Below are 17,522 nucleotides of genomic sequence, written 5' to 3' on the forward strand. Positions count from 1 at the left end.
ACCGACACCGCCGCCGGGGCGGCTCAGCCGGCCAGCTCCGCGACGCTGTCGCGGAGGAACTCCGGCGTCAGGGGGTCACCGCCCTGGCCCATCCGCTCGCCGTTGAGCAGCACCGTCGGGGTCGCGTTGAAGTCGCCGTCCAGGAAGTCCGCGTTGGAACGGCTGGCCCAGTCGTCGTGCGTGCCGTCCTGGACGCAGGAGCGGAACGCGTCGTTGTCCAGCGCGTCGACGTCCCTGGCCAGGTCGATCAGCCGGGACTTGTCGGCGAAGGCGTCGTCCGTCTCGGCCGGCTGGTTCTGGAAGAGGAGGTCGTGGTATTCCGGGAAGGCCCCCTGGTCGCGGGCGCAGGCCGCCGCGTTGGCCGCGTAGCGGGAGCCGTTGCCCCGCATGTTGCCGTCGATGATGGTGACCAGGTGGTAGTCGACACGGAGCTGGCCGGACTCGGTCAGCTCGTTGATCGTCGACCGGAAGGCGTTCTCGAACTGCGCGCAGGCGGGGCAGCGGAAGTCCTCGTAGATCGTCAGCACCGCCGGCGCCTCGCGCTCCCCGACGGTGATGGGCTCGGCCGCCGGGCCCGCGTTGTCGTCGTCGCTGCCGTCGCCGGCCGCCAGGAAGCCGGCTCCGGCGGCGATGGCCAGGACCAGCGCGGCGATGCCGCCGATCTTCACCAGCCGCAGCCGCCGCTCCCCGGCGCGCTGCCGTTCGCGTTCCTCCCGCAGTCGCTCCCTGGCGCTGCGCTGTGCCTCTCGATTCCGTGCGCTCACGCCTGGCCAAACGACACCGGGGCGGCCAGGACACGCCCCGGAACGGGCGCGTCCGGCCGGGCGACCCGGTGACGCGGCACGGTTCGTCTCGTTTGTCCCGGTGTGAGATCTCCGAGCGTTGAGCCAGCGGGCGTGCGACAGCCGCCCAGAGAACAGGTCGGTACCCGGGTGGAGGCGGTGGAGCCGCCGGTGCCCGATCCGCCGGACGCGGGATGGCGCGGGGAGTGGGTGGCGGCGGCCGTCGCCGCCGTGCTCTTCGCCGCGTCGGCGGTGATCGGCACGGCCCTCAACGACGGCGACCGGCTGCGCCTCCAGTCGCCGCCGCTGCTGGCGAGCTGGGCGCCGCACGTGGGTCCCGGCACCGTGCCGGCACTGCTGCTGGCGGGGCTCGGGGTGCTCTACGGGCCGGCGCTGGCGCGACGGCTGCCGTGGCGCTGGCTGCTGGCGGCGAGCTGGGCGGGGTCGACGGGGTGGCTGCTCACGCTGGCCTGGATCGACGGCTGGCACCGGGGGGTGGTCAACAACCTGGAGACCAAGCACGAGTATCTGCGCTCGGTCGGCGAGGTCAACGCGATGCCGGGGTGGGGGCACTTCCTCGAGGGGTTCGTCGACCGCATCCCGATCGACGCGGTGGACAACTGGCCGGCGCACGTGGCGGGGCATCCGCCGGGCGCCACGCTGACGTTCGCGCTGCTGGACCGGATCGGGCTGCACGGCGGGATCTGGGCGTCGCTGTTCTGCGTGGTGTGGGCGGCGACCATCCCGGCCGCCGTGCTGCTCACCGTGCGGCTGCTCTCCGGGGAGCGGCTGGCGCGGCGGGCGGCGCCGTTCCTGGTGCTGGCGCCCGCGGCGGTGTGGCTCGGGGTCTCGGCGGACGCGTACTTCGCCGCGGTCGCCGCGTGGGCGGTGGCGCTGCTGGCGCTGGCGGGGCGCGGCGCGCGGCGCGGGCCGGGGTGGCGTTGGCGCGGGGCGGCCCTCGGCTCCGGGGTGCTCTTCGGGCTGCTGTGCTACCTGTCCTACGGGCTGACGCTGATGGCGCTGGTCGGCGTCGCGGTGCTGGCGCTGACCAGGACGTGGCGGCCGTTGCCCTATGTGCTGCTGGGGGTGGCGGCCTGGGTGGCGGTCTTCACCGCGGGCGGCTTCTGGTGGTACGAGGGGTACCAGGTGCTGGTGGACCGCTACTTCGCGGGCGCCGGCGGGCAACGCCCCTACGGTTACTTCGTCTGGGCGAATCTCGCGGCCCAGGTGTTGACGGTGGGGCTGGCGACGGCGGCGGCGCTGTGGCAGTGGGGGCCCCGACTCGCCGGCGCGCTGCGGGAGTTGGCGCCGGGGCGCCCGGTGGTGCGCGGGTACCGGGCGCTGGTGGTGCTGTCGGGTTCGGCGCTGGGCGCGCTGCTGGTGGCCGACCTGTCGGGGATGAGCAAGGCGGAGACGGAACGGATCTGGCTGCCGTTCGTGATGTGGCTGCTGCCGCTGACGGCGCTGCTGCCGCCGCGGCGGGCGCGGTGGTGGCTGGTCGCGCAGGTGGTGATGGCGCTACTGGTCAACCACCTCTACCGGACCACCTGGTAGCCCCTCGCGGGGGCGGGTTCGTCCCCGGCCCGCCAGGGGCGGACCGGGGGTGGGTCAGCCCCGGCGCAGCGCCAGGAACGCGCGGGACCCGGCCGTCCAGTGGGCGACCGGGTCCCAGCCGGCCGCCTCCGCGTGGGAGCAGAGCGCCCGGGCGCCGACCCGGGCCCAGGGGAACGCGGGGCTGGTACCGCCCCGGCCGTCGTCGAGCCAGGCCAGAAACCGCTCGTCCACCTCGGTGTCCGCCGCCTCCACCAGCAGCAGCCCGCCGGGCGTCGCCAGTTGGCCCAGACGGCGCAGGAGCGTCGGCGGGTCACCGCCGATGCCGACGTTGCCGTCCATCAGCAGCAGGCTGTCCCAGCCGCCCTCGTCGGGGAGCGCGTCGAAGACTGAGGCGTGCAGCGCGACCCCGCCGTGGTCGCGGGTGTGCCGCACGGCCGCCCAGGCGGTGTCGATGCCGAGCGCTCTGGCGGCCCGCCCGGCCAGCGCCGCCACCATGCGGCCCGGTCCGCAGCCCACGTCGAGCACGGTGCCCACGCAGCGGTCGAGCACGGTGCGGTCGGCGGCGTCGGGGCGGGCGCACCAGCGTTCGACCTCCAGGCGCAGCCGGTGGCCGTCGGAACGGCGCAGGAAGAGCGGGCCCCGGCCGGCGCGCAGCGCCAGCGTGTAGGGGTCGGTCGACCAGGCGGTCGTGGTCGCGGCCGTCGTCGTCATCGGTTCCGGCCCCCCGCCACGGGCCCGGGCGCCAGCCGCGCGTGGGCGGCGGCGAACCGTCCACCGGGTCGCGCGGCGGCGACCTCGGCCGCGTCGGCGGCCGTGTCCACGTCGCGCAGCGGCGGCAGGGCGCGCACGTCGAGACCGGCCTCGCGGAGCCGCAGCCGCTGGAGGCGGCCGGTGTCGGGTGTCGACATCGGCACGCCGAGCACCAGGTCGGGGCGCGGCTCGGCGAGGCCGAGGGCCCAGAAGCCGCCGTCCTCGGCGGGACCGAACCAGGCGCGCCCCGGCGGCCAGCTGTCGGGCCCGGTGGCCGGGGCCAGCAGCTGGGGGGTCAGTTGCGGGGTGTCCATGCCCACCAGCAGGGTGGGCCCGGTACACCCGGCGAACGCGGCCGCGATCCGCCGGTCGAGGCCGCCGCCGCACTGCGGCACCACGGCGTAGCCGGGCGGCAGCCACGGCCCGGGGCGGCCCTGGAGCACCAGCACCCGCCGGGGCGCGGGGACCCGCAGCAGCGTGGCGAGGGTGTCGGCGAGCGCCGCCTCGGCGAGCGCGGCCGCCTCCTCCGGGGTGAACGGCGGCGTCAACCGCGTCTTGACCCGCCCGGGGACGGGCTCCTTGGCGATGACCAGCAGCGTGGGGCCGGCCGGCGAAGTGCTCACTTCAGTACCTCCCGCATGTCGTGCACGGCGTGCCAGGTCCCGCGCCAGGTGCCGGTCACCTTGGAGGCGCCGACGCGGGTCCGGTAGGGCACCTCGGTCTCCACCACCCGCCAGCCGGCGTCGACGGCGCCCACCACCATCTGGAGCGGGTAGCCGCTGCGCCGGTCGGTCAGGTCCAGGGCCAGCAGGGCCTGTCTGCGGGCCACCCGCATCGGCCCGAGATCGCGCAGGCGCAGCCCGGTGCGGCGGCGCACCAGCCGGGAGAGCGCCTGGTTGCCGACCCTGGCGTGCAGCGGCCAGGCGCCCCGGTCGGTCGGGCGGCGGCGGGCCAGCACCAGGTCGGCCTCGCCGCGCGCCACCGGGGCCGCGACCCGCGGCAGTTCGCCCGGGTCGAGGGTCGCGTCGCAGTCGCAGAACGCCACCAGCTCGGCGGTGGCGGCCAGCAGCCCGGCGTGGCAGGCGGCGCCGAAGCCGCGGCGCGGCTCGAACACCACGTGGGCGCCCAGCCGTTCGGCGATCCGGGCGGAGCCGTCGGTCGAGCCGTTGTCCACCACGACGGCCCGCCAGCCCTCGGGGACCCGGTCGAGGACCCACGGCAGCGCCTCGGCCTCGTTCAGGCAGGGCAGCACCAGGTCGCCCTGCGGGGATGAATGGTTGGTCACCCCGCACACCCTACGAAGACATTCGCCGTATACCTGGACAACACCGCTGATAAAACCCGGCGTTCGATTCCTCGCGTCGCGGCCGGCGCCCGGGGCGCGCGACGGGCGCAGGTGTGCCGGGGAGTGTGTCCCGCCGCCGGGGGCGGGTGGGGGACGCGCGGGCCAACGCGCCGGCCATGCCACTCGAAGCGGTGGTTTTCCTCCCCCGGAACGACGCCCGCATCGGTGAACCGGCGGGCGGCCGAGGAAAGACCGGCGGAGGAACGGCGAAGGCCCCGCGAAGGACCGGCGGGAAAATCCCACCCCCGCCGGGCGGTTCGCGGCCGGCGTGGGCAGGCGGGGAGCGGGGGCTCAGACGGCGCGCAGCGGGGCGTTCGCGAAGCGGGTCACGCCCTCCTCGAACCCGACGCGGGGCGACCAGTTCAGCTCCTTGTGGAGCCGGGCCGACGAGGCGGTGATGTGCCGCACGTCGCCGAGCCGGTACGCGCCGGTGACCTCGGGCGCGGGGCCGCCGCGCGCCGCCGACAGGGCCGCGGCCAGCTCCCCGACGGTGTGCGGCTGCCCGCTGCCGGTGTTGTAGGCCCGCACGCTGCCGGCGCGCCGGTCGGCGAGGGCGGCCAGCGCCACCGCGTTGGCCCTGGCGACGTCCGTGACATGGACGAAGTCCCGCCGCTGCGCGCCGTCTTCGAAGACCCGCGGCGGCTGGCCCGCCTCCAGCGACGAGCGGAAGAACGCCGCGACCCCCGCGTAGGGCGTGTCGCGCGGCATCCGGTCGCCGTAGACGTTGTGGTAGCGCAGCACGGTCGCCCGCCCTCCGACGTCCCGCGCCCAGGCCGAGGCCAGGTTCTCCTGGGCCAGCTTGGTGGCGGCGTAGACGCTGCGCGGGTCGACGGGCTCGTCCTCCTCGACCAGCCCGGGGACCAGCGGCGCGCCGCACTCCGGGCACGGGGGCTCGAAGCGCCCCACGTCCAGGTCGGCCACCCGGCGCGGACCCGGCCTGACCTGACCGTGCCGCAGGCAGTCGTAACGGCCCTCGCCGTAGACCACCATCGAGCCGGCCAGCAGCAGGTCGCGCACCCCGGCGTCGACCATCGCGGCCAGCAGCCCGGCCGTGCCCAGGTCGTTGACGGCGACATACTCGGGCGCGTCCGAGAAGTCCTTGCCGAGGCCGACCATGGCGGCCTGGTGGCAGACCGCGTCCATCCCCGGCAGCGCGCGGGCCAGCGCCTGCGGGTCGCGGATGTCCGCGCGGACCCAGGGGACTTGTGCGAAGGGCTCGCCCGGCACGGGCGGGCGGATATCGAGCACCGTCGGCTCGTGGCCGGCGGTCAGCAACTCTTCCACGATGTGCGAGCCGATGAAACCGGCTCCTCCGGTGACCAGTACACGCATAACGGTCACGCTAGGCCCTTGTCGGGCGATACCGGCGGATTACCGCGCGCCGCGCCCGAGTCGCCCGCCGGCCGGGCGAACTCCCCGGCGCGGCCGGGGCGTCCGCGCTCAGCGCTCGGTCAGGTCGACCGCCGGCTGCTCCCAGGGGACGCTCAGCCAGGGGCTCTCCGGGTCGGTCGTCAGGATGCGGAAGACGTCGACCATCTCCGTGTACCAGTCGCCGAACTCCTCGCTGTCGAAGTGCAGACAGCGCCCCAGCACATAGCCGGCGGCGAACTCGCCCCACGAGTCGTAGACCTGGCGCGCCCCCTCGCCGGCCCGCAGCACCGCCTGCTCGGTCTCGTGCGGCTCGGCGAAGCGCGCGCCCAGGCCCCAACGCGCCATGCAGGAGGCCCGCCCCATGTCCCAGGCGAGGACGGAACGCACGCAGCCGTCGTCGGTCAGCAGCCCGTCGGCGCGGAACCGGGACTCGTACCGCAGCACCTGGCCGATCAGCTCGTGGGCCAGCGCGATGTCGGCGTCCAGGTCGAACTCGGGCGGCCGGCCCGTGCGGTCCACCACCTCGGCGGTGCGGGAGAGCAGCACCCGCTCGGCCGCCTCCCGCCAGGCCACCGGGTTCGGGGTCGCCCCGTACTCCCGGACCATCGCCTGCCGCACCCGCAGCACGAACTCCCAGGCGGGCGAGATGACCTGACCGCCCAGCAGCCGGCGCAGTATCTCCTGCCACTGCGCCCGGTTCCCCACGCCCCACCAGGAGCGCAGCAGCTCCTTCTCCTCGGTGTAGCCGCCGCTCTGCCAGCCCATGTGGTTCCAGATGGCCGCGTTGTTCACCATCAGCAGGGCGCCGCAGGCCAGACCGTGCGCCATGGGGCCGCCGCGGTGCCCCGTCCAGAGCGTCTTCAGCTGGCGCTCCTCGGCGCCGTGCTTCGCCTGCCGCTTCCACTTGCGCGGCTCGGCCGGCAGCAGCGTCTCCACCGGGGTGCCCGGGTTGACCGCGAGCCAACGCGCCGGCCGGGGCCAGTACTTCGCGAGGTCGGCCAGCGAGGAACGCTCGAAGACCCCGTCGTCGACGGGCGGCGGCAGCATCCCCCGGGTGTAGACGGGCAAACACAGCCCCTTGACCTCGGGGTGGTGGAACGGGCTGAACCGCAGCCGTCCCGGCACCGCGTCCGCCAGATCACGCGACGTGGGCAGAAAGAGGTCGGTGCCCGCCACGACCTCGAAGTACGCCGGCCAGTCCGCCTGGAGCCCCGCCTGGTAGAGCCGCTCCTCCACGGTGGTCGGCGGCTGCCAGGCTATGTCCTCCGCGGTCCCCTCGATCCCCATGGACCGACTGTACCGGTCGGGTCCGGGGGCCGGGGCGCGGGCGCTCACGGCACCGCGCCCCGGCTGGGCGTTTCACGCCATCGCGCGCCTCAGCGCCCGGAGCGCACGCCCCGCGCCAACTCGCCGGCCAGGGAGCGCAGTCGCGCCAGGGCGCCGGGCTCGTCGCCCTCGTGTTCGAGCACCACCTTCACGAAGGCGGAGCCCACGATCACCCCGTCCGCGAACCCGGCGACCTGCGCCGCCTGCGCCTCGTTGGAGACACCGAGGCCGACGCAGACGGGCAGTTCGGTGGTGGCCCTGGTCCGTTCGACCAGGGTGGCCGCCTGGGCGCTGACGGCGGCCCGACCGCCGGTGACGCCCATCAGCGAGGCCGCGTAGACGAAGCCGCTGCCGGCCGCCGTGATGGTGGCCAGCCGCTCGTCCCTGCTGCTCGGCGCGACCACGAACACCGTGGCGAGGGAGTGCTGTTCGGCCGCCTTGCGCCAGGCGTCGGACTCCTCGACGGGCAGGTCGGGCAGGATGCACCCGGCGCCTCCCGCCTCGGCCAGCTCCGCGGCGAAACGCTCGGGGCCGTAGCGGTCCACCGGGTTCCAGTAGGTCATCACCAGCACCGGGACGCCCGTCGCCGCGTGCACCTCGCGCACGGTGCGCAGCACGTCCGCGATCCGCACCCCGCCGCGCAGCGCGATGTCGTCGGCGGTCTGGATCACCGGGCCGTCCAGCACCGGGTCGCTGTGCGGCAGCCCGATCTCCACGATGTCGCAGCCGCCCTCCACCATGGCGGTCGCGGCGCGCACCGCGCCGTCCACGGTGGGGAAGCCGGCCGGGTAGTAGCCGACGAGCGCGGCGCGGCCGGCCGCGGCCGTGTCGGCCAGTGTGGCGCTCAGCAGGTCGAGTCGTCCGCCTGCCGTCTGCTGCTCGCTCACCGGTCGTTCTCCTCGCCGTCGTAGAGCCCGAAGTACCGGGCGGCGGTGTCCATGTCCTTGTCGCCGCGGCCCGAGAGGTTGACCACCAGCACGGCGTCCTCGCCGAGCTCGCGGCCCAGTTCCAGCGCGCCGGCCAGCGCGTGGGCCGACTCGATGGCCGGAATGATGCCCTCGGTGCGGGAGAGCAGCCGCAGCGCCTCCATCGCCCGTGCGTCGGTGACCGGGCGGTACTCGCCGCGCCCGCTCGCCTTGAGATGGGCGTGCTCGGGACCGATGCCGGGGTAGTCGAGACCGGCGGAGATCGAGTACGGCTCGGTGATCTGGCCCTCGTCGTCCTGGAGGACGAACGAACGCGAGCCGTGCAGGATGCCGGGCTCGCCGGCGGTCAGCGTCGCCGCGTGCTCCCCGGACTCCACGCCGTGGCCGGCCGCCTCGCAGCCGACCAGCCGCACGTCGGCGTCGGCCACGAAGGGGTGGAAGAGGCCGATGGCGTTGGAGCCGCCGCCGACGCAGGCCACCACGGCGTCCGGCAGCCGGCCGACCCGCTCCTGGATCTGCCGCCTGGCCTCGACGCCGATCACCCGGTGGAAGTCCCGCACCAGTGCGGGGAACGGGTGCGGCCCGGCCGCCGTCCCGAACAGGTAGTGGGTCTCGTCGACGGTGGCCACCCACTCGCGGAACGCCTCGTTGATGGCGTCCTTCAGGGTGCGGCTCCCCGAGGAGACGGCGATCACCTCGGCGCCCAGCATCCGCATCCGGGCGACGTTGAGCGCCTGGCGCTCGGTGTCGATCTCCCCCATGTAGATGGTGCACTTCAGGCCGAAGAGCGCGCAGGCGGTCGCGGTGGCGACGCCGTGCTGCCCGGCGCCGGTCTCGGCGATCACCCGGGTCTTGCCCATCCGGCGGGTGAGCAGCGCCTGACCCAGCACGTTGTTGATCTTGTGCGAGCCGGTGTGGTTGAGGTCCTCGCGCTTGAGGAAGACCCGGGCGCCGCCGGCGTGCTCGGCGAACCGCGGCACCTCGGTGAGCGGGCTCGGACGGCCGGCGTAGTTGACCATCAGGTCGTCCAGCTCGGCGACGAAGGCGGGGTCGTTCCTGGCCTTCTCGTAGGCGTCGGCGACCTCGTCCATGGCGGCCCGCAGGGCCTCCGGGACGAAGGTGCCGCCGAAGGCGCCGAAGTACCCGCGCGCGTCGGGCACCTCGCCTTCGTGGTCGGGATGGAAGTACTCGGCGGACATGGGTGACTGCTGCCTTCCGGGACGGCGCGCGACTCGGGAGGCGCGCGGAGCGAAGCGGTACGAAGCGGTACGAAAGCGACGGGAAACGCTTGGAACGCGCCGGGGCGCCCGGCGGGACGCCGGGGCGCGCGGTGGCGCGTGAGGGGGTGCGGGGGCGGCGCGGCGCCGTGCGACGGGGCCGCGCGTCGCGTCCCCTGGGGACGGGGGCCGGTCAGGCCCGGGGGGCGGCCGGCCATCGGCGACCGCTGATCTGACCGGGCTCGCAGCCGATGTGATACCGCACCCGACGGCCGAGCACCCGGCGCGCGGGCGCGCGGGGGCCGCGCGGGCGTGCGCCCCTGGCGCCGCGCACCGCTATCCGCCCGACCGCGCGGTCGCGGCGGTCTCGGGGCGGCGCGGGGGCGCGCTCGGCGGAGGGGGCGGCGGGCATGACGGCTCAGCGCCCCTGCCGCAGGGCGGGGTGGGCGCCGGCGGCGACCAGGTCGGCGACGGCCGTGCGCGGGTCACGGCCGGTCACCAGGGACTCGCCGACTAGCACGGCGTCGGCGCCCTCGTTGGCGTAGGCGATCAGGTCGTGCGGGCCGCGCACCCCGGACTCGGCGACCCGGACGATCCCCTCCGGGATCTCGGGCGCCACCCGCTCGAAGGTGGACCGGTCGACCTGGAGCGTGCGCAGGTCCCGGGCGTTCACCCCGATGATCCGGGCGCCGGCGTCCACCGCGCGCTCCACCTCGTCCTCGTCGTGCACCTCGACCAGGGGCGTCAGGCCGATCGACTCGGCGCGCTCCACGAGCGAGACCAGCGCCGGCTGGTCCAGCGCCGCGACGATCAGCAGCACCAGGTCCGCGCCGTGCGCGCGGGCCTCCCACAGCTGGTAGGAGGTGACGACGAAGTCCTTGCGCAGCACCGGGACGTCCACCCGGGCGCGCACCTCGGAGAGGTCCGCGAGCGAGCCGCCGAAGCGGCGGCGCTCGGTCAGCACGGAGATGGCGGCGGCGCCGCCCGCCTCGTAGTCGGCGGCGAGACCGGCCGGGTCGGCGATCGCGGCCAGCGCGCCCTTGGACGGGCTGGAGCGCTTGACCTCGCAGATGACGGTGACGCTGTCCCCCTTGAGGGCGGCCACCCCGTCCTTCGCCGGGGGGGCCGCGGCGGCGCGCTCCTTGAGCTGGTCAAGAGAGACCCGCGCCTGCCGCTCTGCGAGGTCGGCGCGGACTCCCTCGATGATCTCGTCGAGCACACTCACGCGACCGGCCCCTTCCTGTCGGTGTGGGGAGAGCAATCCCCACCGATAGTATCCGCCGCCCGCCGCCCCCTCACCACCCGCCCACGCAGAACGCAGGGACCTGCACCCACCCCGCGAAACCCCTGGTCAGCGCGGTATCGACCCGCTCAAGAGCCGCGCTCGGCCCACCGCCCCACCCCGCACCGGGGCGCGGGCGGCCACCCGCCCCACCGGGCGGGACCGCCGTCGTCGCCCCTACCCCCCGGGCGCGAGGAACGCGCCGGGCGGCACGTTGCGCAGCAGCGTGAACGCCGTCGCGCCGGCCAGCGCCGTCCACCCGGCCCAGGCCGGCGGAGTCACCCGCCACGAGACGCCGGCCAGGGCCGCGGCCAGCCACGCCAGCAGCCCCAGCCCGACGAGCACCCCGCCGACGACCACCAACGCGTTCGCGTGCCACGCCGCCGACCACTCCCCGTGCGCCAGGGCGTGCACGGCCCGCAACCCGCCGCACCCCGGGCAGTGCACGCCCCACCCGGTCAGCAGCGGACAGGGCGGGAAGCTCCCGGCCCGCGTCGGGTCCCTGACCACGACGCAACCGACCGCCGCGCCCCCCAGGGCGACGGCGGCCAGTGGTGCTCCCGCGTCGAGAAGTCGCTGTCGTTGCCGCATGTGACCAGTCTCACCACCGCCGCGGCACCGCGCGTGCGGAAGTGGGCCGGTCGGCGGCCCCCGTCAGCCGGCGGCGGCCGGCGTCGCCGGCTCGACGACCGGCGCGGGCTCGGCCGCGACGGCCGGCTTCGCGGCCCGCGCCGGGGCCGGCTGCTGGCCGAGGCCCATCGCCCGCATCACGAGACCGACCACGCCGGCCAGCACCAGCACCACACCGCTGGCCGCGACGCCCCACGGCTGCGCGACGACGGTGAAGTAGCTGCCGAGGCAGAACCCGATGAAGGCGATGGTCACCGCCGTCCAGGCGGCAGGGGTGTGTCCGTGGTCGTGCTGGCCCGCCATGTGCGCTCCTCTGGGAAAGAAAAGGTGCCGGGCGCTCACGTCCCGCGCCCCCCTCCATTGTGGCAGGCCGTTCACGGCGTGACGGGTGGGGTGCGTCACCACGCGCCCCGGGGCGGCACGGGGCCGGCCGGTCAGGTGGGGTCCTCGCCCCGGTCCAGCGCGCGCCAGATGTCCTCGGGCCGCTCGGGGTCGCCCGCGCCGCCGCGACCGCCCCGCCGGCCGCGCGCCTCGCGGCCGCCGCGCTCGTAACGGCTGGACATGGCCGGCCACTGCCGGCCGTAGCTCAGCGCCAACAGGCCGGCGCACAGCAGCAACAGCCCGCCCAACGCGGAGAACCAGGGCCAGCCGGTGTGGCTCACCGAGGTCACCGCCACGTCCGAGATGCCCATCGCCTCGGCCGCCGCGCGGTCCAGCGCCTCCGTGTCGCCGTAGCCCAGCAGCGCGGCGCCGATCGAGCCGGCGCCGCTGAGCGCCAGCACCGAGGCCACCACGAACCGGCCGGTGCCGCGCACCGCGAAGACCGCGACCAGCGCGGCGAGGCCGACCAGCGCCAACGCGCTCGGCAGCCCGGAGACCGCGCTCCCGCTGGCCGTCACCGGCAGCTCGCCGCCGCCGCCCTGGGCATCCCCCTCGCCCCAGGTCTGACCGGCCGAGACCAGCACGACGGCTGCCCCGGCCGCGCCGCTCAGCAGCGCCGCGCCGAGTGCACGGCGCGACACCCTGGCACTGTCGGACGGGTTTCGGCTCACGCTTCCACGCTACCGCGCAACCTCCCGGCCGTGGCCACCGCCCTGAGCACGGCCGCCGCCTTGTTGGCGCACTCGGTGTCCTCGGCGACCGGATCGGAGTCCGCGACCACCCCCGCGCCGGCCTGCACATGGGCCACGCCGTCCCGCAGCACGGCGGTGCGGATGGCGATCGCGGTGTCCGCGTCGCCCGCGAAGTCGAGGTAGCCGACGCAGCCCCCGTAGACCCCCCGCCGGGTCGGCTCCAGCTCTTCGATGATCTCCATGGCGCGCGGCTTCGGCGCGCCCGAGAGCGTGCCGGCCGGGAAGCAGGCGGTGAGCGCGTCGAACGCGGTGCGGCCCTCGGCCAACTGCCCCGTGACCGTGGAGACGATGTGCATCACGTGGCTGTACCGCTCGACCGACATGAAGTCGACGACCTCGACGGTGCCGGGCACCGAGACCCGCCCGAGGTCGTTGCGGCCGAGGTCGACGAGCATCAGGTGCTCGGCGCGCTCCTTGGGGTCGGCCAGCAGCTCGGCGCCGAGCGCCGCGTCCTCGCCCGGGGTCGCCCCGCGCGGCCTGGTGCCCGCGATGGGGTGCAGCATGGCGCGGCCCTCCGTCACCTTGACCAGGGCCTCGGGGCTGGAGCCGACCACGTCGAAGCCGCTCTCCCCCGCCTCGCCCGCGAACCGGAAGAGATACATGTAGGGGCTCGGGTTGGTGGTGCGCAGCACCCGGTAGACGTCCAGCGCGCCGGCGGCGCACGGCGTCTCGAACCGCTGGGAGGGCACCACCTGGAACGCGTCGCCCGCCCGCACGTACTCCTTCACCGCCTCCACGGCGCTCCGGTACCGCTCCCCGCCGAACCTCGCGGTGAAGGGCGGCAGTTCGCTGGGCGGCAGCGCGACGGCGCTCATCGCGACCGGACGCGTCAGGTCGGCGGCCATGGCGTCCAGCCGCGCCACCGCGTCGGCGTGCACCTCGGCGAGCCGCTCCTCGTCCTCGCCGAGCGGCAGGTCGCTGAAGGCGTTGGCGATCAGCAGCACCGTGCCGTCGCGGTGGTCGAGCACCGCGAGATCGGAGGCGAGGAGCATCGTCAGCTCGGGCAGCCGCAGGTCGTCCACCGTGTCCTCGCCGATGGACTCCAGCCGGCGCACCACGTCGTAGCCGAGATAGCCGACGAGCCCCCCGGTGAACGGCGGCAGCTCCGGGTCGCGCGGCGTGTGCAGCACCCGCAGCGTCTCCCGCAGCACGGTCAACGGGTCCCCCTCCACCGGCACCCCGACCGGCGGCCTGCCGACCCAGTGCGCCTGCCCGTCACGCACGGTGAGCGTGGCCGCGCTGCGCACGCCGACGAAGGAGTAACGGGACCAGGTGCGGCCGTTCTCCGCGGACTCCAGCAGGAACGTGCCGGGCCGGCCGGCGGCCAGCTTGCGGTACAGGCCGACCGGGGTGTCGCCGTCGGCGAGGAGGCGACGGGTCACCGGGATGACCCGGCGTTCCTTGGCGAGCACCCGGAAACGGTCGATGTCCTCAGTGGTCATGGCCGTTGAGCCTAGGCGACACCGCTGACAGCGGGCGACCCTCCGGGCCGCCGGGAACGCTCCGCGCGCCGGTCAGGCGGTCTCCGCGCCCCCGCCGAGCGGCAGTTCGTCGGCGTCGAAGCAGGTGCGGTCACCGGTGTGGCAGGCCGCGCCGACCTGGTCGACCCTGACCAGCACGGTGTCCCCGTCGCAGTCCAGCGCGACCGACTTGACGTGCTGCACGTGGCCCGAGGTGTCGCCCTTGGCCCAGTACTCCCGGCGGCTGCGGCTGTAGTACGTGCAACGGCCGGTGACCAGCGTGCGGCGCAGGGCCTCGTCGTCCATCCAGCCGAGCATCAGCACCTCTCCGGTGTCGTGCTGCTGGGCGATCGCGGGGAAGAGGCCGTCGGCGTTCCGCTTGAGGCGCGCGGCGATCTCGGGGGCGAGCCGAGGGGGCGGGGTGCGGGACATGGCCCCATTCTGCCTCGCGCCGGGGCCCGTGACGGGCGCGTCCGCGCGGTTACGCTGCGTTGTCAGCGGGAGGTCATACCCTGGGGTCATGTCTACCCATGCCAAGCGTGAACGCCTGTTGCTCGCCGATCTGTTGGAGTCCGCCGGGCCGGAGGCCCCCACCCTGTGCGAGGGGTGGACCACCCGGGATCTGGCCGCCCACCTCGTGGTCCGGGAGCGCCGGGCCGACGCGGCCGGCGGGCTGGTGATCAAGCCGCTGGCCGCCAGGGGCGAGCGGGTGCGGGGCGAGTTCGCGGCCCGCCCGTACGACGAGTTGGTCCAGATGTTCAGGTCCGGTCCCTCGAAGGTCTCGCCGTTCTCGCTGAAGCAGGTCGACGAGGCGGCGAACACGGTGGAGTTCTTCGTGCACGGCGAGGACGTCCGCAGGACCGGGCTGGAGTGGAAGCCCCGCTCGCTCGACCCGGTCTTCGCCGACGCGCTGTGGCGCCGGCTGGAGTCCTCGGGCCGGATGCTGGGCCGCCGCAGTCCGGTCGGCCTGGTGCTGCGCCGGCCCAACGGGCAGACGGTCGTGGCGCACAAGGGCACCCCGGTCGTGACGGTGACCGGCGAGCCGAGCGAGCTGCTGCTGTTCGCCTTCGGCCGGCAGCGGGTGGCGAAGGTCGAGTTCGACGGCGAGGAGGAGGCGGTCGCGCGGGCCAGGGAGGCGAAGCTCGGCCTCGCCTGAGCGCGCGGCGGTCGCCGGTGCGCCCGGGCGCACCGGCGCCGCCCCCGCGACGGTGGCGGTAGGGCCGGTCGGGCCGTCAGGCGCCGACCCGCGCGCAGAGGTCGTCGACCCCGCCCGCGGCCTGGGTGACGGTGCGGTAGCCGTCGGCGTCTATCTCCAGGGTGAACAGGCCGTCGACGGTGTAGAGGCCGCGGCCCAGGTTGCCGCCGTGCTCCGCGACGCCGACCAGCACCGGCCCGGCCACCGACCAGTGCTCGGAGCCGTCGGTCCCGTAGCGCACCAGCGCGGTCCCGCCGATGTCCGTGTCGTGGGTGGCGCCGGTGTCGTCGTTGGTCACGCGCACCACCAGCGGCCCCCGGTAGAGCACCGTGGCCGGCGTCCCGTCCGCGTGGGCGGCCAGCACCAGCCGCTCGACCTCGTCCACCACCGGCACGCCGCTGACCGGCGCGTCGCAGCGCTCCCCCGCCGGCATCTCCCACGGCGCGGAGGGCGCCGGCTCCCAGCCCCCGCCGTCCGTCCCGGTGGTGGCCCCGGCCGGGGCGGTCGCCCCCAGCAGCAGGGCGGCGACGGCCGCCGTCAGCAAGGGGGCCCGCCTGTTCCTCAGTCGCATCCGTCTCTCCCGTTCGGTGTGCCCGACGCGGCGCGCTCCGGCGCGCACGCCCCTCGCGCCCCGCGTCCCGCGCGGGCGCCGGCGCCCGGTTGACGCCCGGATGAACAGCCGTCGACGGCTCACCCACCTTGCCCACGCCCCGTCAACCTAGGTCATACGTTTGCCGGGTGGACATCCTTCGGTGGGACGTCTTCCTCACCGTCCTCGGTGTGGTGGTCCCCATCCTCGCCGCGCTCTACGAGTTCGTCTTCGTCGGCCGCAAGCGCCTCGGCTACCGCGTGCAGATGGACACCATCGCCAGCGACGAGGTGCACTCGGCGTACGCCGGCGCGCTGCAACGGCTGGAACGGGACGGCGGCACGCCGTTGCTCGACCCCTCGTTCGTGCTGCTGCGCTTCGAGAACAACGGCGCCACCCACATCGACGAGTCCGACTACGCGGTCCTGGACGACGACCGCGTCGGCATCCGCGTCGTCTTCCCCGACCGACGGGTGGCCGGACTGGTCGTCACCGAGCTGAGCCACCCCTATCTGCGGCCGTCGTTCGAGGGCGACTCGGGGCTGCATGTCAGGAACGGGGTCATCCAGTTGCCCCGGGTCCCGATGAACAGGGGCACCCACTACAAGGTGTTGGCCGCGTTGGAGCGCGAGCCGGGCGCGACCCGGGCGGCGGGCGCCGAGTTCGCGCCCCCCAAGGTGATCGGCGGGATCAAGGGCGGCGTCGGCTCGGGCGACATCCCGGAGACACGGAGCCGCACCGGCACCTCGGTGCCGGCCATCTCGTTGGTCTGCTTCCTGATGGTCATCATCGTCACGCAGTCGCTCCTCTCGCTCCGCGACGAGAACGCGCCGCTGGACTGCGCCTCGGGTGAGCTGGCCCTGACCGGTTCCACGGCGTTCGCGCCGGTGCTGGAGGAGGCGGCGACCGCCTACGAGGACACCTGCCCCGGCTCCCGCATCACCGTCACCGCCGACGGCAGCGCCAACGGTCTGAACGCGCTGGAATCCGCCGGCCGGGAGCACGAGCGGGGCGAGCCGTCCATGCTGGCGTTCTCCGACGGCCCGAAGGGCGACGGCCACCCCCGGCTGCTGCCGCGCCCCGTCGCGCTCTCCCTCTTCACTCTGGTGATCAACGAGGAGGCGGGCGTCCTGGACCTCACCCCCGAGCAGGTCAGGGCGATCTTCGAGGGACGCCTGACCAACTGGGGCGAGCTGGGCGGCGAGGACGTGCCGATCCGCCTGGTCGGCCGGGACGACAAGTCCGGCACCCGGCGGGTCCTCCAGCAGCGGGTGCTCGACGGCTTCCGCGAGCCAGGCAGCACCTCGGACAACTGCCGCGACCGCGATCCGGGCGCACGCGACCGGCTGACCCGCTGCGAACGCGACGCGACGCCCGAGGTGTTGGACACGGTGGCCGAGACGCCGGGCGCGCTCGGCTACGCCGAGCTGGGCGCGGCCCAGGAACGCGAGAACCTGCCCCGCGTCAGGCTCTCCGGCCACGAGGCGTCGACGGAGGCCGCCGACTACGGGGCCTACCCGTTCTGGGAGACCGAGTACGCCTACACCTACGGCGAGTTGCCGGCGAAGTCGCTGGCCGCGAGCTTTCTGCGCTATCTGACCGACGAGGTCGGCCGCGACCTCGTCCGCGCCCACGGCCACCGCCCCTGCACGGAGCTCCAGAACCCGGTCCTGTGCCGGCCGGTCGCCCAGGGGTGAGGCACCGTCCCGCGATACCCGGATCGGAGGGCGTTCAATGAAGCGTTTCACGCCCATGGCCCGCCCCGGGGAGCCGGCTGCGCCGCGCCTCGTTCGACACTGCGGACGCGCGGCGCGGCACACGGCGGGCGGGGTGCCGTGCGGCCTGCACACCCCTTGACGGGGACGAGTTGGCGTTGCCAGACTCCGGGGACCCGAGCGCTCGCCGATCACCCAGGGGGGCGGGTGCTGGGGCCCCCTTCCCGATCGCTGAGCCGCGCCGTTT

General features: G+C 75.1%; 19 protein-coding genes. 3 read left to right on the forward strand and 16 right to left on the reverse strand.

Annotation, left to right across the window (positions count from 1 at the left end; genetic code table 11):
- Positions 1–23: 23 nt before the first annotated feature.
- Positions 24–764, reverse strand: a complete 741-nt coding sequence (locus CRP51_RS00975) for a DsbA family protein (protein ID WP_097228973.1) — start codon at positions 762–764, stop codon at positions 24–26.
- Positions 765–896: 132 nt separating this feature from the next.
- On the opposite strand from CRP51_RS00975, the gene CRP51_RS00980 reads away from it, so the two are divergent.
- Positions 897–2,336, forward strand: a complete 1,440-nt coding sequence (locus tag CRP51_RS00980) for a hypothetical protein (protein ID WP_170970386.1) — start codon at positions 897–899, stop codon at positions 2,334–2,336.
- A 54-nt stretch (positions 2,337–2,390) separates the two neighbouring features.
- On the opposite strand, the gene CRP51_RS00985 is transcribed toward CRP51_RS00980, so the two are convergent.
- From CRP51_RS00985 to hisI, 14 genes are all read right to left on the reverse strand, one after another.
- Positions 2,391–3,047, reverse strand: a complete 657-nt coding sequence (locus CRP51_RS00985; protein WP_097228975.1) for a methyltransferase domain-containing protein — start codon at positions 3,045–3,047, stop codon at positions 2,391–2,393.
- Entirely contained in the window at positions 3,044–3,709 is a 666-nt protein-coding gene (locus CRP51_RS00990; protein ID WP_245880291.1) for a TIGR04282 family arsenosugar biosynthesis glycosyltransferase, read from the reverse strand. Before CRP51_RS00990 ends, CRP51_RS00985 begins: the two co-directional genes overlap by 4 nt.
- Positions 3,706–4,380 (reverse strand): glycosyltransferase family 2 protein, encoded by a 675-nt coding sequence (locus CRP51_RS00995; protein ID WP_097228976.1) that lies wholly within the window; start codon positions 4,378–4,380, stop codon positions 3,706–3,708. Before CRP51_RS00995 ends, CRP51_RS00990 begins: the two co-directional genes overlap by 4 nt.
- Before the next feature lie 342 nt (positions 4,381–4,722).
- Positions 4,723–5,763 (reverse strand): NAD-dependent epimerase/dehydratase family protein, encoded by a 1,041-nt coding sequence (locus CRP51_RS01000; RefSeq protein WP_097228977.1) that lies wholly within the window; start codon positions 5,761–5,763, stop codon positions 4,723–4,725.
- A gap of 108 nt (positions 5,764–5,871) precedes the next feature.
- The gene (locus CRP51_RS01005) at positions 5,872–7,089 is read right to left on the reverse strand and encodes a DUF1266 domain-containing protein (protein ID WP_097228978.1); all 1,218 of its coding nucleotides are present in this window, start codon (positions 7,087–7,089) and stop codon (positions 5,872–5,874) included.
- An 89-nt stretch (positions 7,090–7,178) separates the two neighbouring features.
- Positions 7,179–8,015, reverse strand: a complete 837-nt coding sequence (trpA, locus tag CRP51_RS01010) for a tryptophan synthase subunit alpha (RefSeq protein ID WP_097228979.1) — start codon at positions 8,013–8,015, stop codon at positions 7,179–7,181.
- Positions 8,012–9,253 carry a tryptophan synthase subunit beta gene (gene trpB / locus CRP51_RS01015; RefSeq protein WP_097228980.1) on the reverse strand — a complete coding sequence of 414 codons (1,242 nt, stop codon included), beginning with the start codon at positions 9,251–9,253 and terminating at the stop codon, positions 8,012–8,014. Before trpB ends, trpA begins: the two co-directional genes overlap by 4 nt.
- A 211-nt stretch (positions 9,254–9,464) precedes the next feature.
- Entirely contained in the window at positions 9,465–9,683 is a 219-nt protein-coding gene (trpM, locus tag CRP51_RS30155; protein ID WP_097228981.1) for a tryptophan biosynthesis modulator TrpM, read from the reverse strand.
- Between the two features lie 6 nt (positions 9,684–9,689).
- Positions 9,690–10,496 carry an indole-3-glycerol phosphate synthase TrpC gene (trpC, locus tag CRP51_RS01025; protein WP_097228982.1) on the reverse strand — a complete coding sequence of 269 codons (807 nt, stop codon included), beginning with the start codon at positions 10,494–10,496 and terminating at the stop codon, positions 9,690–9,692.
- A 234-nt stretch (positions 10,497–10,730) separates the two neighbouring features.
- The gene (locus CRP51_RS01030) at positions 10,731–11,144 is read right to left on the reverse strand and encodes a DUF2752 domain-containing protein (RefSeq protein WP_097228983.1); all 414 of its coding nucleotides are present in this window, start codon (positions 11,142–11,144) and stop codon (positions 10,731–10,733) included.
- Between the two features lie 63 nt (positions 11,145–11,207).
- Positions 11,208–11,486 carry an HGxxPAAW family protein gene (locus CRP51_RS01035; RefSeq protein ID WP_097228984.1) on the reverse strand — a complete coding sequence of 93 codons (279 nt, stop codon included), beginning with the start codon at positions 11,484–11,486 and terminating at the stop codon, positions 11,208–11,210.
- Positions 11,487–11,617: 131 nt separating this feature from the next.
- Positions 11,618–12,205 carry a TIGR02234 family membrane protein gene (locus tag CRP51_RS01040; RefSeq protein WP_245880292.1) on the reverse strand — a complete coding sequence of 196 codons (588 nt, stop codon included), beginning with the start codon at positions 12,203–12,205 and terminating at the stop codon, positions 11,618–11,620.
- A 26-nt stretch (positions 12,206–12,231) separates the two neighbouring features.
- Positions 12,232–13,758, reverse strand: a complete 1,527-nt coding sequence (locus tag CRP51_RS01045; RefSeq protein ID WP_097228986.1) for an anthranilate synthase component I — start codon at positions 13,756–13,758, stop codon at positions 12,232–12,234.
- A gap of 72 nt (positions 13,759–13,830) precedes the next feature.
- Positions 13,831–14,208, reverse strand: coding sequence for a phosphoribosyl-AMP cyclohydrolase (gene hisI / locus CRP51_RS01050; protein WP_097228987.1), 378 nt, complete (start codon positions 14,206–14,208; stop codon positions 13,831–13,833).
- An 88-nt stretch (positions 14,209–14,296) separates the two neighbouring features.
- Here hisI and CRP51_RS01055 point away from each other — a divergent pair, with 88 nt between their 5' ends.
- Complete coding sequence (locus CRP51_RS01055) at positions 14,297–14,932, forward strand: TIGR03085 family metal-binding protein (RefSeq protein ID WP_097228988.1); 636 nt, start codon at positions 14,297–14,299, stop codon at positions 14,930–14,932.
- Positions 14,933–15,008: 76 nt separating this feature from the next.
- Here CRP51_RS01055 and CRP51_RS01060 read toward each other — a convergent pair whose 3' ends face one another.
- The gene (locus CRP51_RS01060) at positions 15,009–15,542 is read right to left on the reverse strand and encodes a hypothetical protein (RefSeq protein WP_097228989.1); all 534 of its coding nucleotides are present in this window, start codon (positions 15,540–15,542) and stop codon (positions 15,009–15,011) included.
- 167 nt (positions 15,543–15,709) lie between these two features.
- Between CRP51_RS01060 and CRP51_RS01065 the strand changes: the two genes are divergently transcribed.
- The gene (locus CRP51_RS01065; protein ID WP_097228990.1) at positions 15,710–17,257 is read left to right on the forward strand and encodes a PstS family phosphate ABC transporter substrate-binding protein; all 1,548 of its coding nucleotides are present in this window, start codon (positions 15,710–15,712) and stop codon (positions 17,255–17,257) included.
- Positions 17,258–17,522: the final 265 nt, after the last annotated feature.

The organism is Streptomyces zhaozhouensis (assembly GCF_900230195.1).
GTDB lineage: Bacteria > Actinomycetota > Actinomycetes > Streptomycetales > Streptomycetaceae > Streptomyces > Streptomyces zhaozhouensis.